The following is a 19,221-nucleotide window of genomic DNA, read 5'->3' as shown; positions in this document are numbered from 1 at the left end:
ATTTTATTTTTTGTTATTGATATAAATTATTAAATATACTTAGTAAATAATTTAAGTTATAGTATTTTTTATGTAAAAAATGTATTATTTTTTATATTGTTTAATATGAAAAACATAATAAATTATACTTGACTTTTTTGTAAATATTAATAATATTTATACACAAATAAATTAAATTATACTATATTTTAAACATTGTGGATACTTTATTTACAGAAAAACTAAATCAGCTTTTATCCAATGTATCTCTTATAGATATATTAAGAGATAGATACAAAGTTATATCAAGAGGCGGAAGTCAGTATACCGTTCAATGCCCTTTTCATAAAGATGGTCAAGAGGCAAATCCTTCTATGTCTGTTGATGATTCTAAGGGTATATACAAATGCTTTACATGCGGTGCTAAAGGAAATGTATTTACATACTTAAAAGAAAAAGAGGCTATGGATTTTAAAGAGGCTGTAAAATATTTGGGAAAGAGATTTTCTGTTGATACTAGTAATTTCTTCTCTCAAAAAAATAAACATAAAGACCAAATATTTTTAGAAAGTAAAAGAATAAATAAAATAGCCTGCAATTTCTTTGGTAAAAACCTTTTATTAAAAAATAATAATGGAGAATATTTTTATAAAGAGGCTATAGATTATTTAAAGAAAAGAAAAATTCCCTTTTCTATTATAAAAGAGTTTAAAATAGGATATGCTCCTCCAAGCTGGAATGCTTTGATTAGAGCTTTAAACGAAAATAATATAAGCACAAACAATATAAATGCATTAGGATTAGCAAGCATAAGCAAAAATAATCCGAATCATTTTTATGACACATTTATAAATAGAATAATGTTTCCGATAATCAATGAAAAAGAAGAGATTATAGGCTTTGGCGGAAGAAGCATTGATGGAAAAGAGCCTAAATATTTAAACTCGAAAGAAAGTTTAATATTTAAGAAAAAATCCGCTTTATACGGCATAAATATAGCCAAAACACATATAATGAAAAAAGATGAAGTTATATTAGTGGAAGGCTATATGGACACAATCGCTTGTCACAAAATGAATATAAAAAATGTTGTTGGAAGCTTGGGTACTGCCATCACAGAAGAGCATGCAAAAGAAATAAAAAAATATACAAATAATGTAGTTTTAGCTTTAGATAATGATGAGGCGGGTCAAAAAGCTACTAAAATGGCTATACTAACACTATTGAAGTTTGATTTAAAATTGACTATACTATTGATAGAAACAACTAAAGATTTAGATGAGTTTTTTACTATAAATAATGCTAATGGTTTTGATATACTATATAATAAAAAATTAACTTGGTATGATTATTTGTTAAAAACATTAATAAATAAGGATATATCATTACTTACTATAGAAGAAAAGCTCTATATAGTAAAGTTATTTTATAATTATTTAGATGTTTTGAAAAGTGAGACGGAAAAACAAATGATAATCTCTCATGTTTCATCAGAACTTTCTATTGACAGAGATGCTTTCAATAGAGATTATTTAAAAACTTTAGCTAATAAAGTTCAAAATACAAAAGTTGTTTCTGCTTTACAAAAACCTATAAAAGATAACAGATTTTACTATGAAAATAGTTTAATATATTTACTTGCTTTAAATCCATCTTTAATAAAAGAGGCAGAGAAAGAGATAGGTGTAGATCTTATTAAGAAAGATATCACAAGGGAATTTTATATAAGGCTCTTAACTCTTAATAAAGATGCAACAGCTGAAGATGCTCTTAATGTATTAGGCAATGAGCATATAGCTAATCAGATAAGAAGCAAGGAAAAATTGTATAGTGATAATATACAAGAAAAATTAGAAGAGCTTATTGTAAAGATAAAAAGCGGGGATATAGACTATAGGAGAGAGGAAGTATTAAAAACTGCAACGCTCCAAAATAATGAAGGATTTGAAGCTATATGTAATAAAGCCCGAGAAATACATTTACTAAATAAGCAAAAGGAAAAACTATATCAAGGAAGTGATTATGATGATTGAAGAGGATTGCGATCTTCTAATTAAAAATAATGAAAAAATTAGAAAATTGCTTGAAAAAGGAAATGCCAACAAATATCTTACATTCAAAGAGATTAATGCTACCATAGACAATATGGATACGGATGTAATGGATATACTTTTTCAATTATTAAGTGCTAGAAAGATTGCCATTGTTGAAGACAAAAGGGAATTTGAAAGTCTTTCTAAAAATCAAAATAAAATTGATGAGGCTGCAAGATTCATACATGTAGAAGATAAAGTTGGAAACAATGATGACCCTATAAGACTTTATCTTAAAGAGATTGGCAAAGTTGATTTGCTTACACATGATGATGAAGTAGAGTATTCTAAAAAAATAGAACTTGGAGAATCTGAGATAGAATCTATTATATTAAATACGCATTTAGTGGTTGGAGAAGTTTTAAATACTATTAAATGTGTAAAAAGTGGAAAGGTTTCTATACATGAGATATTAGAGCCTCCAAGAATATACAATGTCTCTACACAAGAAAAGAGAAAATTAGAGAGAAAATATAAAAACTTTGAAAAAGAATATGTGGAGTTGGCAGAGAAATATTTAGCTTTAGACAAAAGAATAAAGAAAGCTACTACACAAAAAACTATTAAAACTCTTACAAACGAACAAAATGAAATAAAAGAAAATATAGTAAAACTATTAAGCAAAGTAAAACTTAATAGAATGGAAATTGATAGAATAGCAGAGAAATTAAAGTTTTATCTTCATAGAATTAATCAAATAGAAGAGTATTTTGAGAAACTAAAAAAGAGATACAACAGAGAGATAAGTGATTTTGAAAATTACTATAATGAAATAGAAATTGGAAATAAAAAAATATATACTAGACTTGTTGATGAGTTTAATATTACTCCAGAGGCTATAAAAGCGGTATTAACAAGTTTCCATAATTCTCAAGTTCGTATGGCTGATATTTATGATGAAGTTCGTACAGATAAAGAGACTTTAGTTGAATGGGTGAGAAAAATTGATTCTTCAAGAAGGAAAATTGCTCAAGCAAAAGATCATATTGTTAAGGCTAATTTAAGACTTGTTATATCTATAGCAAAAAAATATACTAACAGAGGTCTTCATTTCTTTGACTTAGTACAAGAAGGAAATATTGGTCTTATTAAGGCTGTTGATAAATTTGAATACAAAAAAGGATACAAATTTTCAACATATGCCACTTGGTGGATTCGTCAGGCTATCACTCGTTCTATAAGCGATCAGGCTAGAACTATAAGAGTACCTGTTCATATGATAGAACAAATTAATAAAGTAACTAGAGTATTAAGACAGTATATGCAGCAATATGGAAGAGAGCCTTCTATACAGGAAATAGCAAGAGCTTTAGGATGGCCAGAAAGCAGGGTTAAAAGCGTAAGAAACGTTGCAAAAGACCCTGTATCTTTGAATGCTCCTATTGGTGATGAAGAAGATACTATACTTGGGGAACTTATTGAAGATAAAGAGTTTGAAAGCCCACAAAATATTACAACTTTTAAAATTTTAAGAAAGCATATAGACTCTTTGCTTGATAATTTGCCTGAAAGAGAACAGAAAGTTATTAGAATGCGTTATGGATTAGATGACGGATACAATCACACTTTAGAAGAAGTTGGATATGTATTTAAAGTTACAAGAGAGCGTATAAGACAGATTGAGGCTAAAGCTATAAGAAGATTAAGAGCCACTTCAAAAAAGAAGGAATTAAAAGAGTTTTTAGATTCTTAAAAATTCTTATATAAAAATAAAAGGGAGGTAATAATTAATTATCTCCCTTTATTATTTTATTATTTTGTGTAAAGCTCTTCTATTTGGTCTTTATATTCTTCCATTATTTTATGTCTTTTTATTTTTAATGATTGAGTGAGTAAGCCATTTTCTATTGTAAAATCTTTGCTTGTTATAATAAGTTTAGAAATAGCTTCATAAGGTCTAAATCCGTTTTTACTATTAATTAATCTATTTAATTCATGCTTAATAAGTTTAACAACATCTTTAGAATCTTCCATATTATTTTCATCATGATGCATTTTATGTTTATCTAAAAACTCTTTAACATTCTCTTTATCTATTACAACTATAGCCCCTGTAGCAGCTTTATCCTGACCTACAAGCATTATCTGAGAGATATATTTAGATTCCATAGCCTTGTTTTCTATAGGCTGAGGTTCAACATTTTCACCTGTTAGAAGAACTATAGTTTCTTTTGCCCTTCCTGTAAGTACTATTTCACCTTGTTTTGTATAAGCTCCTAAATCTCCAGAATTAAAGAAGCCATCTTTTTTAGCCTGTCTTGTTAATTCTCTATCTTTATAATATTCTTTAAAAATATTAGGTCCTTTAATATAACATACTCCTAATTCCCCGTCTTTACAAATATTTCCATTTTTATCTCTCACTTCTATTTGTACTTCAGGCACAGGTGCTCCGCAAGTTCCTCTATAGTTTTTAAAAGGAGACCTTAAAGTTACAACAGGTGCAGTTTCTGTAATACCCCAGCCAACAACCAAATTAATTCCAGTGGCTTCTATAAAATCTTCTATATACATAGGCAAAGCTCCGCCGCCTGATATAGTTAAACGAAGCCTTCCTCCTGTAAGTTCTTTTATCTTTTTATAAACTAATTTTTGTGCCATTTTATGACTCATAGGATCTAATGGCAATATATCATACTCTGTTTTTTTGCTTTCTCTCTTTTCATCCCCAAGTAAATAAATCATATTATTTTGATATCTTAAATTTCTTATATATCTAATAGAGCCTTGTATGAAAGATTTAACCATCATTTTTACTGCAGCAGGCTTTTTCTCTATATTTTTCATAACTCCATTATATATATTAATCCAAATTGCAGGTACAGATATAAATATGTCAGGTCTCTCCTCAACAAAATCATTTTTTAAATCTCTTTTATTGGTAATAGCAGTAAAACAGCCTACTATTGCTGTAACATAAGAAATTGTTCTTTCATATATATGCCATATTGGAAGAATAGTTAAAAGTTTTTCACCTTTTTGAAGCTTTATTATATCAGGAAGCACTCTCACATTATGCAAAATATTTCCGTGTGTAAGTATTACTCCCTTAGGTTTTCCTGTTGTTCCTGATGTATATATTATAGTAGCTGTATCATCATTGTTAATTTTTGAGGCTTTTTTTACAGCAAAGTCTTTATCTCCATTTAAAGCCTCTTCTCCAAACTCCAAAAACTTACTAAATGAATAAATATTATTTTTTGGGTCATGAATAGAATTATCCAAAACGAGTATAAGCTGTATTTTTTTTGAAGATCTATCTATTTTATTTAACACATACTGATTTTCTACTATTACAGCCATTGAATCACTATGATCTATTATGTAATTTAATTCTTCAGATGTAGAATCGTTTCCTCTAGGAACATCTGCTGAGCCTATAGCTAAAAGAGCCATATCGCATATAAACCACTCTATGCGGTTCTCTGAAAATATAGCAACATGCTTACCAGATAATCCTTTTGCATCAAATGCTTTGGCAATAGCATTTATCTTATCATATAATTTTTTATATACTATAGTTACTTTTTCGCCATTATTGTTCCTATATCTATAAGCAGGGCTTTGAGGCATTTCCTTTACAGTATCAAAATAAGCACTAGGTATAGAATTATATCCTTTCATAAATCCCCCGATAATGATTTTTTAAAATAGTTAATTATTACTATGTTATAAAACTAATTACTTTTAACTATCATAATATATATAAAAAATATTACAAGTGATTTTCAATATATTCTAAAAGACTCAAACAATAACTATCAACTTTAAAAATTGATAAAATATCATCATTAGAGAGCAATTTTCTTTTTATGTTGTCATTATTAATATATACTTCATACATAGAATTAGATATATCATTAATATTATTCATATCACACGAAATGCTGCAATCTTTAGCAACCTCGTAAACACCAGAATATTTTGAAATAATTGAAATGCAGGAACAATAAAGTGCCTCTATAACCGTAAGTCCAAAAGGTTCGTTTATAGCTGGCATAATAAGAGAGTAACTTTTGTTTAATAAATCTTTTTTCTCCTCATCGCTAACAAAACCAACAAATATAATATTTTTGTTCATACCAATACTAGAAACTAATTTTTTTAATTTCTCTTCATATCTGCCTTTTCCTGCTATTATAAACTTTAAATCTTTATTATCAATTCTTTCTAAAAGCCTCTTAAAAGCAATAATAGCATTTTCTAGATTCTTAACTTTCTCTAATCTGCCCACATAAAAAAAATGCTCTGCCTTTTTTGTGTTCATTACATAATCAAAACCAGTTACACAAGGGTATATAATCTTACTTTCTCTATTATAAACACGCTTTACAGAATTTGAAGTTCTCTCACTATTAGCCATTATATAATCTATAAAACTCACTCCAAATCTATCTAATTTTATAGTATAACGGGCAATAAAATCTAAAGTTTTTTGTTTAGATTTATAGCTTTCATCATCTTCACCATAAAGACGCACGCTAGGTTCATGACAATACCAAAAACTTTTAGGAAGTTTTATAGAGTTCTTTTTGGCATACTTATAAACCAAGCCAAAAAATATAGTTGCTGGAAAATTATGAATCAATATAGCATCATAATCTTTTAATTGATAAGCCAAAAAATTAGCAGTTTTTCTAAAAATAAATGGATTTAAAGTTATATCTGTTTTTATTTGTTTTATATAATCTGGAACATTTTCTCTTAATTTGTAAGTATAAATAGTACATTCAATATTATACTTCTCATAAAAATGCTTAACTGTGGCAAGTATTACATTTTCTGCTCCGCCATTATATCCAAAAGTAGGATGCATTATAGCAATCTTTTTAATCTTCATTTTAATATAATAATTTATTTTTCAATAACTTACAACATAAAAAATAATGTTTGTTTTATAAGTTGTTTTTTAGTATAAGAAAATAATATATTTATTTATAATGTATAAAAAATATAGTGTATGAAATATCATATTCTGCACTTTTCATCAAAGTAAGTTGTAATATATTTAGTTTTATAATATTATAATATAATTTAAGATATTATAAAATTTAATTATATTACAATTAAAGATTTTTTTAGTTATAAATGTATATTTTATGATGAGTTATATAAATGCTGTTTAATTCTACGGATTTTTTGATATTTTTTCCTATAACGCTTATTTTGTATTGGATATTTCCAAAGAAGTTAAGATATATTTGTTTGTTTATAGCAAGTTATATATTTTATATGTTTTGGAACCCTAAATATGCATTATTAATGGCAACTTCCACTGTTGTAACTTTTTTAAGCGGTATATTAATAGAAAAATTAAAATATAAAAGAATAGTGGTAGCATTTAGCTTTATAATAAATATTGCAATACTTGTATTTTTTAAGTATTTTGACTTTTTGCTTCAGAATATTAATATTTTGTTGGCGGCATTAAATATTGAGTTGGTAGAAAAGCCTTTTGATATAGTGCTTCCTGTAGGCATATCATTTTACACATTTCAGGCATTAAGCTATACTATAGATGTTTATAGGGGAGAGATAAAGTCAGAAAAAAATATTATTAAGTATGCATTGTTTGTATCATTCTTTCCGCAGTTAGTGGCAGGTCCAATAGAGCGTTCAAAACATTTGCTTGGTCAAATACAGAATATGGATAAAATTAAAAGGTTTGATTATCAGAGAATAACAGAAGGTTTAATATTAATGCTGTTTGGCTATTTTCAGAAGATGGTAATAGCGGATAGAGCTTCTATATTGGTAGACACTGTATTTAACAGATATTATATTTATAATACAAGTGAATTGGTATTATCAGCATTGCTTTTTGCGGTGCAGATATACTGTGATTTTGCGAGTTATTCACTCATAGCAATAGGAACAGCTAAGGTTATGGGCATAGATTTAATGGAGAATTTTAACACTCCATATTTTGCAAGAAGCATAAAAGAGTTTTGGGGCAGGTGGCATATATCGTTGTCTACTTGGTTTAGGGATTATCTTTATATACCTTTGGGCGGAAACAGATGCTCAAAGTTTAGAAGAAGCATAAATATATTAATAACGTTTTTAGTAAGCGGTCTTTGGCATGGGGCTAATTTTACTTTTATAGCTTGGGGTGCTATTCATGGTGTATGCTATTTAATAGAAGATATTACATCAAAATTTAAAAATAATGTCTTAAATAAGCTTAATGTAAAAGTGAAAAGTTTTAGTTTTAAATTGCTTGAAGTGATTATTACATTTATAATAGTTGATTTGGCTTGGATATTTTTTAGAGCTGAAACTATACATGATGCTTTTTACTATATACAAAGAATGTTTACTAAAATAGATTTATGGCGTATATTTGACGGTTCATTATATAAGCTTGGTTTAGACCGTTTTGAAATGAATATACTTATAATATCTTTGGTGATTTTGTTTTTAGTTGATTTAATAAAATATATAAAGAAAGAAACTATTTATATGTTTTTGAAAAATCAATGTTTATATTTTAGATGGGCAGCGATATTTTTCTTATTATTTTTTATAATAATATATGGAAAATATGGAGCGGGTTTTGACCCTAAGCAGTTTATATATTTCCAATTTTAGGAATTATAAAAATGAGTGAAGTTAAAAAAAATTATTATGGCAGTCTTTGTACTGAAATGTATGAGATACTACATAAAAAAGCACCTGAAGATGAATTAAACTTTTATTTATCTTATGCTGAAAAAGGTAAAAAGATTTTAGAACCTTTATGCGGAAGCGGACGATTTCTTATTCCATTTATAGAAAGAGGGTTTGATATAACAGGAATAGATATGTCTAATGAAATGCTGCAAAAACTAAAATTAAAATTTCCTGATGCAAAAACAGTTCATACTGATATTATGAAATATTATCCGAAAGAAAAATTTGATTATATATTTATTAGTTCAGGTTCAGTATCATTGTTTACAGATATTGATATTTGCAAACAAATTCTAATAAGAATAAAAGAATGGCTTTTTAAAACGGGTAAATTTGTTTTTGCAGTTGATACAATAAAAAATAGATGTATAGATGATAATGATTATAATATTGCTGTATCTGTTAAAACAAAAGAAGATTTTGAAATAGTGCTTAAATCAAAAAATTATTATGAAGAACAAACTCAAACTCAGTTCTCGCCGTCAATTTATGAGATGTATAATAATACTGAATTACTTCAAAGTGAGTTTATGGATTTTCAGACGCATCTTTATAAATATGGTGAAATGGAGCAGTATTTAAAAGAAGTTGGATTTACTCAAGTTAAAACATTTTCTTCTTTTGAAAAGGAAATTGCAGTTAATGATAAATGTGATATGTTTTTATTTGAATGTAGTTTTTTATAATTATTATAATGTAGTTGATTACTTGATAAATAATAAGAAAATATTATAAAATAATAGGTTGTTTGTAAAATGATAAAAAACACTATAAAAATTATTTGCTTTATAGCGATATTTATTACATTGCTTTGGTTTTCAAGCAGAGCGTTAAGATTTAAAAATGAAAATGGTATATATCAAGGCGACAGCTTTTATGAACAGAAAACCAATTCTATAGATGTAATTTTTTTGGGAAGCAGTCATGTTCACTATAATGTTAATCCTGCTATACTTTTTAATGAATATGGAATTGCCGCTTATAATTTTACCTCTGGAAGTCAGCCTATTTGGAGTACTTATCATTATTTAATAGAAGTTTTAAAATATCAAAAGCCTAAATTAATTGCATTAGAGTCTTATATTATTGCAGCAAGCAGAACTAATGTTGTAGATTATCAGATAGTGGCTGCCACTTATGCATTAAAATGGTCAGAAAACAGAATAAACTCTCTCAAAGTAACTGCAGCAGAAAGGTTTGATGAGTTTATTAACCCTATGTATAGATATCATAACAGATACAAAGATTTAAAGCCAGAAGATTTTGTGCCTTATGCTAATAATTATAATCATTATAGATATTTTAAAGGATATTCTTTTCATAATAAAACATTTTCTGTTAAAAAGCCTAATATAAAAAATATTAAAGATAGCCTTCCTTTGTTAGAGCAACAGGAAACTTATTACAGAAAAATATTGGAATTAGCAAAAACAAATAATATACCTATTGTTGTGATAGCTTCTCCTTTTCCTATGACCGATGATGAGGCAAGACATTTTAATAGGGTAGGAGAAATTGCAAAAGAATATGATGTTCCTTTTATGAATTTTAATCATTATTATGATGATTATGATTTGGATTTTTGGAGAGATTATAATGATTCTGGGCATTTGAATTATAAGGGCGTTCAGAAATATACTTCCTTTTTGGGAAAATATTTAAAAGATAATTTTGATTTGCCGGACAGAAGAGGAGATACTAATTATTATACTTGGGAGAGAAATGCTTTATATGAGTATAATAAAGTTTATGATATGGGCTTAAGGGATACATATAATATTTATGATTATATAGAAAAAATCACTAATCTTAATGATTATACTATAGTTATAAATATGCTTGGTGAGTATTCCACTAATGATAATGTTGTTAAGAGTTTGTATTCTAATTTTAATATAACAAATGAAATATATACTAATAATGTTTCTTATGTTATAGATAAAAACAAGCTTGTATTTTCTTCAATGGGTGAGACTAATTATATTTATCATAAAGAGCTTAATAAATATAATGATTTGGTGATAGACAGTGGAAACAGAATACTTATAAGCAGGAGCAATTTAAGGGAAACCACAAATGGCATTAATATGGTAGTTTATGATAATATCACTTCAGAAGTAGTTGATTATTTTGATTTGCCTTACACTAATGATTCTATAACAGAAACAATAGAAAGAGATTATTAAATTTTTTCAAAAAAACTACAACATTTTAATATATTATATATAATGTTATTCTAAGTAATATTATGTAAAGTTTGAGTAAATATGAGAGGTTATGCATGTATAAAAAAATTGTATTATTAGTGGTATTGTGTTTTTTATTTACAATTTCGTGTTCAAGTCCGAGTAATCCAGATAATGGCAATCAAGGTAATAACGGAGATGGAGGCTCTACAGTACCACCGCCAATTACAACACCTACAGAAGAATAATTGATAAAAAAATACGGTATAGATATAGGTCAGGCAGATGCAGAAATAAGCAAACAAATAGAGGCGAATTTAAAAGCCTATCATGATGAAATGGGTTCGTATAGAGTAATATTTACGGGAACTCCTAAAGATTATAGTACTTATGAATCTTTGTATACTTTAACTTTAAAAGCAGCATCAAAAGTTAATAGTACTATGAATATAGATATGGATATAAAAAATATTGATTTCCACAATGAAACTATAAATAAATGGATGTTTTCTGGATATGTAGTTGATGGTACTGAAAATATATTTATAAATATTATATTTCCACAAAATAAAATAAAAACTATAGGAGAGATGTCTTTTGATAATTTATATAATACAAAAGAAATAGTAATACCAGATTCTGTTGTTACAATAGAAGAAAGAGGATTTCAGAATTCTCAAAACATAGAAAAATTAACTTTAGGTAAAAATCTTAAAACTATAGGAAAATATGCATTTGTATATGCTCAAAGTTTGAAAGAATTAGTTATTCCTGATTCTGTAATTTCAATAGAAGAGGGAGTATTTGCAAATGGAAGTTTACAAAAATTGCAATTATCTTCTTCATTATAAACAATAGGGGTAAGTGCTTTTACTTATTTGCAAATAGAAGAATTAATAATACCCGCTTCAGTGAAAACAATAGGAAATAAAGCATTTGCATTTTCATTTACAGCATTAAAAAGCGTTGTTTATTATGGTAATTCTCCTGATATTATAAGTTATACAGGTAATGCATTTGAAGGTTGTTTTAAACTCACAACTTTGAAAGTGCCTAATGATTTAAATATTGATGATGAAAAATGAAAAAGTTTTTTAGGCTGGAGTTTTCAAACTGTTACAAGATGATGATTTGTTATTTTGCATTAATAATACAAAAAATAATAATTTAGGCTATTGATAATTTTTTTTATTTATATTAAACTTTTCGCTATGATTATATTTAGCATATTTTATATTTTATTAAATGTACTTTTTACTATTGTTTTATTTATAGTGGCTTTGATTTTGTTTATTTTTGTGAGACATTTTAGTAAGAGGCTTTCAATAAAAATTACTCATAATATAGCAAAGCTCTGGGGAACTTTTTTGATGAAAAGTGCCTTTATCTCTTTTGATATTGAAGGCATAGAGAATTATGATTATAAAAAAACTTATTTAATTACTCCAAATCATCAAAGTGCTTTTGATATATTTTGTTGTTTTGCAATATTTAAGGGTATGTTTGCTTTTGTTTCTAAAGACACCTATGGTAAAGTACCTATGGTTGGTTTTGGTATGAGTTTAGCTAATTATATATTTGTAAAGAGGGGAACTATAGGGGCAGCAAAATCTATAGATGATATGGAAGATAGGCTAAAATCAAAAACAAGTATAATAATATATCCAGAGGGTACTAGAAGCAAAGACGGAGAGATTAAAAAACCAAAAAGAGGAATATTAAAAATTGCCGAGAGATGTGAAGATGTAGCTGTGCTTCCTGTTGTTATATATGGTACTAGAGATATTATGAAGGCTAAAAGTTTTGTGTTAAGACCTTTTAAGAAAATAAAGATAAGATTTTTAGAGCCTTTTTATTTCAAAGATATAGAAGGTGATGATAATGATAAATTGGATTATTGGTATAACATAATGACAAAAAATTATGATGAGTTAAGAAATAAATTATAATTATTGAGGTAATTATTGTGAATGATAATTTTTTAAACTTATCAATTGATAATATTAATAATGAACATTTATGCTGTGCTATATCTGATAAAAAGCATCAATCTGGAGTATGTATAAAAAAAGAATGGCTAAAAGACAGGATTGCAGAAGGGCATGTTTTTCGTAAACTTGATGAAAAAGGAAAAATATTTATTGAATATGCTCCATTAGAAAATGCTTGGGTTCCTATTAATGGAGATAATTATTTCTATATTTACTGTCTCTGGGTTGCTGGTTCTTTCAGGGGAAAAGGATATGCAAAATCTCTTATAGAATATTGTATTAATGATGCAAAAGAGAAAAATAAATCTGGTATTTGCGTAATTAGTTCAAAAAAGAAAAAACCATTTCTATCAGACAAAAAAATTTTTATTAAATATGGTTTTGAAACAGTGGATACAATAAAAAATGATTATGAGCTTTTGGCTTTATCTTTTAATGGAAAGAAACCATATTTTTTAGAAAATGCAAAGAAAATGAAAATTAAAAATAAAGAGCTTACAATTTATTATAGTATGCAATGCCCATATATACCGAATTGTATTGAAGAGATAAAAGAATACTGCAATAAAAATAATATACCATTAAAACTGATTTCAGTTGATACATTAGATAAGGCTAAAAATCTACCATGTATTTTCAATAATTGGGCTGTTTTTTATAATGGAGAATTTGAAACAACTCATCTTTTAAATGAAACATTTTTAAAAAAGAAATTCAAATTATGAATCTATAAATATTTTAAATAAATACTTATGGAGTAAAATAAATATATGAATATAAAAAAGAGATTGAGAAAAAAGTAAATGTATCAGATAACATATATATAAATGATATTGAAATAGATCCTATTACAATTAAAGCTATTATGATAAATGAAGTAGTACAGCATAAACATTCAGAAGATTTTTATGGAGAACATAATTCTAATTACATAAAAACAGTTATTGATATTTTACAAAGTGTTGGAGCTGAAGTTAATTCAATAGATGATATATTGAAAATAGGAATATATATTACAAATGCCGTAAAAACTCCAAAGAAAGAATATACAATTGATAAAAGCAGTATAAAAAATAGTTTACCATATCTTGAAGAAGAAATTTCTTTATTTAAAAATATAAAAGTTATAATGCTTATGGGGATGTTGCCAAAAAAGCATTTAATATGATTAGTAAAAAACATACAAATAAAAATCTTATACCTTCCATTTCTACTTATAAGTTAAGATATAGTGAATTATTTTATAATGGAATTAGAGTGATGCCTTCATATATAATTACAGGAGGAAATATTTTAATTGAAAAATCAAAAGTAAAAATGATAACTGAAGATATTGCTGCTATGCTAAAAATAATAAACTAATTTCATTTGCATTAATAAATAACTATTATATGAATTAGAAAATCATATTTTTAACTTGATATATAGCAATTATTATCTATTGAAATAAGAAATTTACTATAGTATACTTATTAAAAGGATTAAATTATGAAAAAAATATTTATATTAACTATAACAATCTCTTTGATTATAATTCAATGTAACAGTAAAACAAAAGAAAATATTGATAATAACAATAATTCTACAAATGAAATAGTTAAGTCAAATGAAACTATACCTGCAGCAAAAATATTATCACAGTCAGATGCGGCATTTTTGGATAAGGTAAAAAATAAAATAATTATAAGCGGCAGAGCTAAATACACTTTTAAAGATAATGGCGATATAGAGTATGTGTTTAATTCTGGAGATTACAGAGAAGATAAAAATTATATATTCGAATCTTCTTTAGACGGCACTAATGCCTATTATTATGAGCTTTATAATATACAAGATAGATACGAAAAAGGACCAAGCAATATCGCCGCAAATTACAAAGGTTTTTCTGTAAAAGACGGCATTCTTTATGAGGATAATTACAAGGGATATGAAAGCGACCCTGTTGGAACTATAATTACTAAATGGGAAAGAGAAAATTATTATTCTAATTATTATTACAGAGAAGTAAAAGAAAATCCTAATTTTGATAATTTCCCTTATGAGAATAAAGCAGATGTAACTTTTGATAAATATAATGAAAGACAGGAAGGTATATTAATAAATGAGTCAGACTACAAAGCAGAAGAAGTAGGGGATATTAATAATTATAATTTTGACGGTATATATTCAAATAATAATGCTTCTATTGAGTTAAATAAAAATGATGATGAGAGTTTTTATTTATATGCCATTAATATAATAACAAATGAAAATGGTGATATATTAACCAATATTCAAAGCACAGACACAAACAAAATGATATTAGAAGAAAATCAATATGTTGAACCTTATTGCTCTGTAGGTTCTTATACTCTAGATTATGAAGAAGTTGTGGGGGCTGATGGAGGCTATATTATATCAATTCAGCCTATAAATGCTGATACTATTATAGTAACAGAGCCTAACGGAAGCTATGGATTTACTGGCATATATAAAAAACTGCCTGAACAAATTGACTCTAATGATAAAAGCACTAAAGAGAAAGCATATTATAATGCTTGTAAATGGTATGCTCAAAATTATGATGAAATAAATGAAGCCTTCAACAAAATAGTTGAGTTTAATTTTGAAAATGGCGGATATTATGAAGTTAATATGGGCAATGCTAATGATTATATATCTAAGTTTAGAGAATCAGGATATTTTTCTGATAACTATATTAAAAGTTTAGAGAATAGTTTTGAAGAAATAAAAGAGCATTTGGAAGAAAATAAACAAAATGACGGAGCTCCAGAAGGTATGGATGCTGATTGGTTTTTGGCAACTCAGGAAATTGACTATTATCTTGATATTATAAATAATCAAATGAAACTTGATGATATAACAATTTATTCTGATGATGTTTTATGCATTAGTAATGAGGATATGGGAAAGTTTTTACTTTTAGAAGTAAAACAATATGGTGATAAGTGGCTAATTGAAAAATAATAAAGTTTTAATTTTTTTATATTAACTTCATCAGTTATTTATATTTATTTTAAATCTAAATACTAAAAATAAAGTTAGTTTAGAAGTATGTTTTTAAATACAAAAAAGAGTATGTTTAATATTTATAAACATACTCTTTATATTTTAACAATTTAGTTTATTAAATTATTCTTCTTCTCTAAGTTTGAAATATTCAATAGATTTTGTTAAATCTCTAGATTCCTCTAATAGAGATTGTGAAGCAGCAGTAGCTTCTTCTACCAAAGCAGCATTTTTTTGTACAGAGCTATCCATTTCCATGATAGCTAAGTTTATTTGTTCAACTCCTCTTTTTTGTTCTTGAGAAACATTATTTATTTTTTCCATAATATCAGCCGCTTTATCCATTTTCTCTTCCAACTCTATAAATATACTTTGAGATTCTTTTACACTTTCAGTAGCTAAAGTAACCTTGTCATTACTGTCATTAATAAGGTTAGTAATATTTTTTACAGATTCCTGAGCATTTTGTGCTAAGTTTCTTACCTCAGAAGCAACAACAGCAAATCCCCTTCCTTGCTCTCCTGCACGTGCTGCCTCAACAGAAGCATTAAGAGCAAGTATATTTGTTTGGAAAGCTATATTTTCTATAAGCTTGGTAATATCCATAATTTTACCGCTAGCTTCATTAACATCATTCATCTTTATAACACTTTCTTTAACTATATTTCCAACTCTGTTTATATATTCTTTAGCCTCCATAACCATTTGAGAGCTTTTTAATACACCATCAGCAGATTCATTTATATTGCTCGCTATTTCATTCATAGAAGAAGCAGTTTCTTCCAAACTTGAAGCTTGCATTTCAGTTCTGCTTGCAAGGTCATTATTTCCGCTCAAAACTTCATTTGCAGCAGTAGATACATGCTCAGCAGAGTTTTTAACAATTTGAACTATTTTATTAAGGTTAGTTATAGTATTTTGCATACCCTTAGCTATAATTCCCCATTCATCAGTTAATGCCAAGAACTGTGCAGGCGGATTCCAAGATATATCTCCATTTGATAATTTAGTCATATCTTGTGCTAATAGATAAATAACGTTGCTTACTTTCTTTTTGATAATAAGCGGAGTAAGAACAAATGCTACAATCATAATAATTAATGAAATAATAATAATTCTATTTCTTATATTGTTGCTTTCTCTAAAGATAACATTGTTTGGAACAAGCAATTTTAGTCCCCAATACTGTCCTGATGTAAGTTCTAATGGTACAAATGTATATGTAACATTATTTTTTAATTTTGCACTATAAGCAGAGAAGTTTGTTGATACTCCTTTATTGATTTGGTCTAATACATTATATTGTTTGTAATAATCATATGCTGCATATAATTGTTTAGTTACATTATTAGTCTCTTGTGCATCATATAATATATTTCCGTCGCTATCAAATAAAGAAGCTTCTGCTCCTTCAAAAGGCTGTATATTTGCTACTAAAGAATTAATTGAAGAGACTAGTATATCTATAGTAATAACTCCAATAGTGTTTCCATTATTTTTAATAGGCACACACCAAGTAAAAATTAACTCTTTTTGAGTGCCAACTGATAAATATTCATATATAGATGTAATATAAGGTTTTCCTGTTGATAATGGTTTTGTTATGTAATCTTCAGTTAATTCCTGAGATGTAAAACCTCTGGATTCTTTTTGATTTCCGCTTCTAGCAATATAATAGCTAAATTGACCGTTTGCAGCAGAATATTTTGGATCATTTATATAATTTATATCATCGTCTATATAATTTGGTAAGAATGTAATAGACATTCCGCATACATTTGGATTCATTTTGTCTAAAAAATTGCTTATCATATTTTCGTATGCTGCTCTTGTTCTAGTGCCATTATTATATAATGTTTCTATATCATATTGTAAACCTGTAATATATAATAATTCCTCTCTCAAGAAAAATTGTAATATAGTAGCTTCGCCTGTAGAACTTTGCTCAAGCACCTTATATGACAAATCTTTAGTAATAGTACTTACAGATTTCACATTGACAGCACCAGAAACAATAATCATAAGCAAAAAAGGAATTAATATAACAGCACTGATTTTTGCCTGTAAATTTAATTTTTTAAACATACTTCTCTCCAATATATTTTATAAAAAATACATATTTATGTATTTTCGTCATTAGTTTTTTAAAATAAACTTTGTCTATTAAATAGATGTTATTCTAAACTTTTTATCATTTTTTTCAATATTTTTTATAAGTTTTTTTGTTTAGGAGTGTGAGATATTGGACATTTTTTAGTATAAAAAAAGCAGTATCCTTGTTATAATATTTTGATATAGAAAACAAATAAAAGGATACTACTATGAAAAAAGATTATAGCACAGAATTTAAATTATTTATAGTGGATGAAGCATTAAAAACTAAAAATATTAAAAGATTTTTAAAGATGGAAAGAATAAATAAATCCACTTTTTATACTTGGCTTAAGAAATATAAAGACACTGGAACTGTCGCTAATCTTAGCACTAGACCGAAAACTTCTCCAAATATCTTTAATAATCAAGAAGCTATTAATTTAATTATTGAACTCTATACTAAAGAATATCGAGGTAAGCATTATATTAAAGCATATTTAAATCGTAAAGGCATTAAGATAGGGGTTACAGCTATAGAGAATGTACTAAAAAGAAATAATCTTTGGAGATACAAAATAAAAAAGAAAAAGAAGCGATATGATAAACGAAAATTTGTCTCTAAAATACAAAAAGAAGGCAAAATAGTTCAAATAGACACTAAATATATCAAATTAGGCAGAAAAAGAGTTTATCAATTCACTGCTGTAGATTTAGCTACTCGTTATAGTTGGAGGCAGATCTATGAAGATAAAACACCTTCTAGTGCTTTATCTTTCTTAAAATATGTATTGAAAACTTCACCTTTTAGGATACAAGCTATACAAACAGACAATGGATTAGAATATACATACCGCTGTATTAATACTCCTAAAATAAATATTTTTGATTAATATTGTCTTAAAAATAAATTAGAACGAAGATATATTCCTATAGCGACACCGAGATACAACGGCGTAGTAGAAAGAGTACATGGCATAGACGAAAGATAATTTTATTCACGATTAAATAAAAATATAACTGTAGAGTTCTTAAGGCAAAAATTAAAAGAATATACACATTTTTATAACAATCAAAGATTGATTTCTTCGTTATTGTATATTACAATCAAAGAAAGAATCAAAAATATTATAGCAAGTAAAAGTACAATATCTATGGCTCCATGACATTATTATAAGATAAAAACCTTGTAAAAAATTA

General features: G+C 26.7%; 17 protein-coding genes. 14 read left to right on the top strand and 3 right to left on the bottom strand.

The window, feature by feature from the left end; all coding sequences use genetic code 11:
- Positions 1-197: 197 nt before the first annotated feature.
- Entirely contained in the window at positions 198-2,012 is a 1,815-nt protein-coding gene (gene dnaG / locus EPJ72_RS05255) for a DNA primase (RefSeq protein WP_147731163.1), read from the top strand.
- The gene (gene rpoD, locus EPJ72_RS05250) at positions 2,002-3,765 is read left to right on the top strand and encodes an RNA polymerase sigma factor RpoD (RefSeq protein WP_147731162.1); all 1,764 of its coding nucleotides are present in this window, start codon (positions 2,002-2,004) and stop codon (positions 3,763-3,765) included. The genes dnaG and rpoD overlap by 11 nt, the downstream gene beginning before the upstream one ends.
- 59 nt (positions 3,766-3,824) lie before the next feature.
- Here rpoD and EPJ72_RS05245 read toward each other — a convergent pair whose 3' ends face one another.
- A complete protein-coding gene (locus tag EPJ72_RS05245) occupies positions 3,825-5,696 on the bottom strand; it encodes an AMP-dependent synthetase/ligase (RefSeq protein ID WP_147731161.1) in 1,872 nt (623 codons plus the stop codon).
- 91 nt (positions 5,697-5,787) lie between these two features.
- On the bottom strand, positions 5,788-6,912 hold the full coding sequence (locus EPJ72_RS05240; protein WP_147731160.1) for a glycosyltransferase family 4 protein: 1,125 nt from the start codon (positions 6,910-6,912) through the stop codon (positions 5,788-5,790).
- 275 nt (positions 6,913-7,187) lie between these two features.
- Here EPJ72_RS05240 and EPJ72_RS05235 point away from each other — a divergent pair, with 275 nt between their 5' ends.
- From EPJ72_RS05235 to EPJ72_RS05200, 11 genes are all read left to right on the top strand, one after another.
- Positions 7,188-8,663 (top strand): MBOAT family O-acyltransferase, encoded by a 1,476-nt coding sequence (locus tag EPJ72_RS05235; protein ID WP_147731159.1) that lies wholly within the window; start codon positions 7,188-7,190, stop codon positions 8,661-8,663.
- A gap of 11 nt (positions 8,664-8,674) precedes the next feature.
- A complete protein-coding gene (locus tag EPJ72_RS05230) occupies positions 8,675-9,430 on the top strand; it encodes a class I SAM-dependent methyltransferase (RefSeq protein WP_147731158.1) in 756 nt (251 codons plus the stop codon).
- 69 nt (positions 9,431-9,499) lie between these two features.
- Positions 9,500-10,930: an SGNH/GDSL hydrolase family protein gene (locus EPJ72_RS05225; RefSeq protein WP_147731157.1), complete on the top strand. Its 1,431-nt coding sequence runs from the start codon at positions 9,500-9,502 to the stop codon at positions 10,928-10,930.
- Positions 10,931-11,001: 71 nt separating this feature from the next.
- Positions 11,002-11,178 (top strand): hypothetical protein, encoded by a 177-nt coding sequence (locus EPJ72_RS13390; protein ID WP_242004928.1) that lies wholly within the window; start codon positions 11,002-11,004, stop codon positions 11,176-11,178.
- Positions 11,179-11,781 (top strand): leucine-rich repeat domain-containing protein, encoded by a 603-nt coding sequence (locus EPJ72_RS13735; RefSeq protein ID WP_439897262.1) that lies wholly within the window; start codon positions 11,179-11,181, stop codon positions 11,779-11,781.
- Between the two features lie 3 nt (positions 11,782-11,784).
- The gene (locus EPJ72_RS13730; protein WP_439897263.1) at positions 11,785-12,015 is read left to right on the top strand and encodes a leucine-rich repeat protein; all 231 of its coding nucleotides are present in this window, start codon (positions 11,785-11,787) and stop codon (positions 12,013-12,015) included.
- 126 nt (positions 12,016-12,141) lie between these two features.
- On the top strand, positions 12,142-12,879 hold the full coding sequence (locus EPJ72_RS05215; RefSeq protein ID WP_147731156.1) for a lysophospholipid acyltransferase family protein: 738 nt from the start codon (positions 12,142-12,144) through the stop codon (positions 12,877-12,879).
- A gap of 17 nt (positions 12,880-12,896) precedes the next feature.
- Positions 12,897-13,646: an N-acetyltransferase gene (locus EPJ72_RS05210; protein ID WP_014932750.1), complete on the top strand. Its 750-nt coding sequence runs from the start codon at positions 12,897-12,899 to the stop codon at positions 13,644-13,646.
- Between the two features lie 140 nt (positions 13,647-13,786).
- Positions 13,787-14,089, top strand: coding sequence for a uracil-DNA glycosylase family protein (locus EPJ72_RS13190; protein WP_199749266.1), 303 nt, complete (start codon positions 13,787-13,789; stop codon positions 14,087-14,089).
- The gene (locus EPJ72_RS13185; RefSeq protein WP_014936289.1) at positions 14,086-14,283 is read left to right on the top strand and encodes a hypothetical protein; all 198 of its coding nucleotides are present in this window, start codon (positions 14,086-14,088) and stop codon (positions 14,281-14,283) included. Before EPJ72_RS13190 ends, EPJ72_RS13185 begins: the two co-directional genes overlap by 4 nt.
- A 126-nt stretch (positions 14,284-14,409) precedes the next feature.
- On the top strand, positions 14,410-15,888 hold the full coding sequence (locus EPJ72_RS05200) for a hypothetical protein (RefSeq protein WP_147731155.1): 1,479 nt from the start codon (positions 14,410-14,412) through the stop codon (positions 15,886-15,888).
- 165 nt (positions 15,889-16,053) lie between these two features.
- Here EPJ72_RS05200 and EPJ72_RS05195 read toward each other — a convergent pair whose 3' ends face one another.
- Complete coding sequence (locus EPJ72_RS05195; protein ID WP_147731154.1) at positions 16,054-18,015, bottom strand: methyl-accepting chemotaxis protein; 1,962 nt, start codon at positions 18,013-18,015, stop codon at positions 16,054-16,056.
- 236 nt (positions 18,016-18,251) lie between these two features.
- Here EPJ72_RS05195 and EPJ72_RS05190 point away from each other — a divergent pair, with 236 nt between their 5' ends.
- The gene (locus EPJ72_RS05190) at positions 18,252-18,914 is read left to right on the top strand and encodes a DDE-type integrase/transposase/recombinase (RefSeq protein ID WP_147731153.1); all 663 of its coding nucleotides are present in this window, start codon (positions 18,252-18,254) and stop codon (positions 18,912-18,914) included.
- Positions 18,915-19,221 lie beyond the last annotated feature (307 nt).

The sequence above is a fragment of the Brachyspira pilosicoli genome (genome assembly GCF_008016535.1).
Lineage (GTDB): Bacteria > Spirochaetota > Brachyspiria > Brachyspirales > Brachyspiraceae > Brachyspira > Brachyspira pilosicoli_A.
This window is presented reverse-complemented; position numbering and strand designations above follow the sequence as displayed.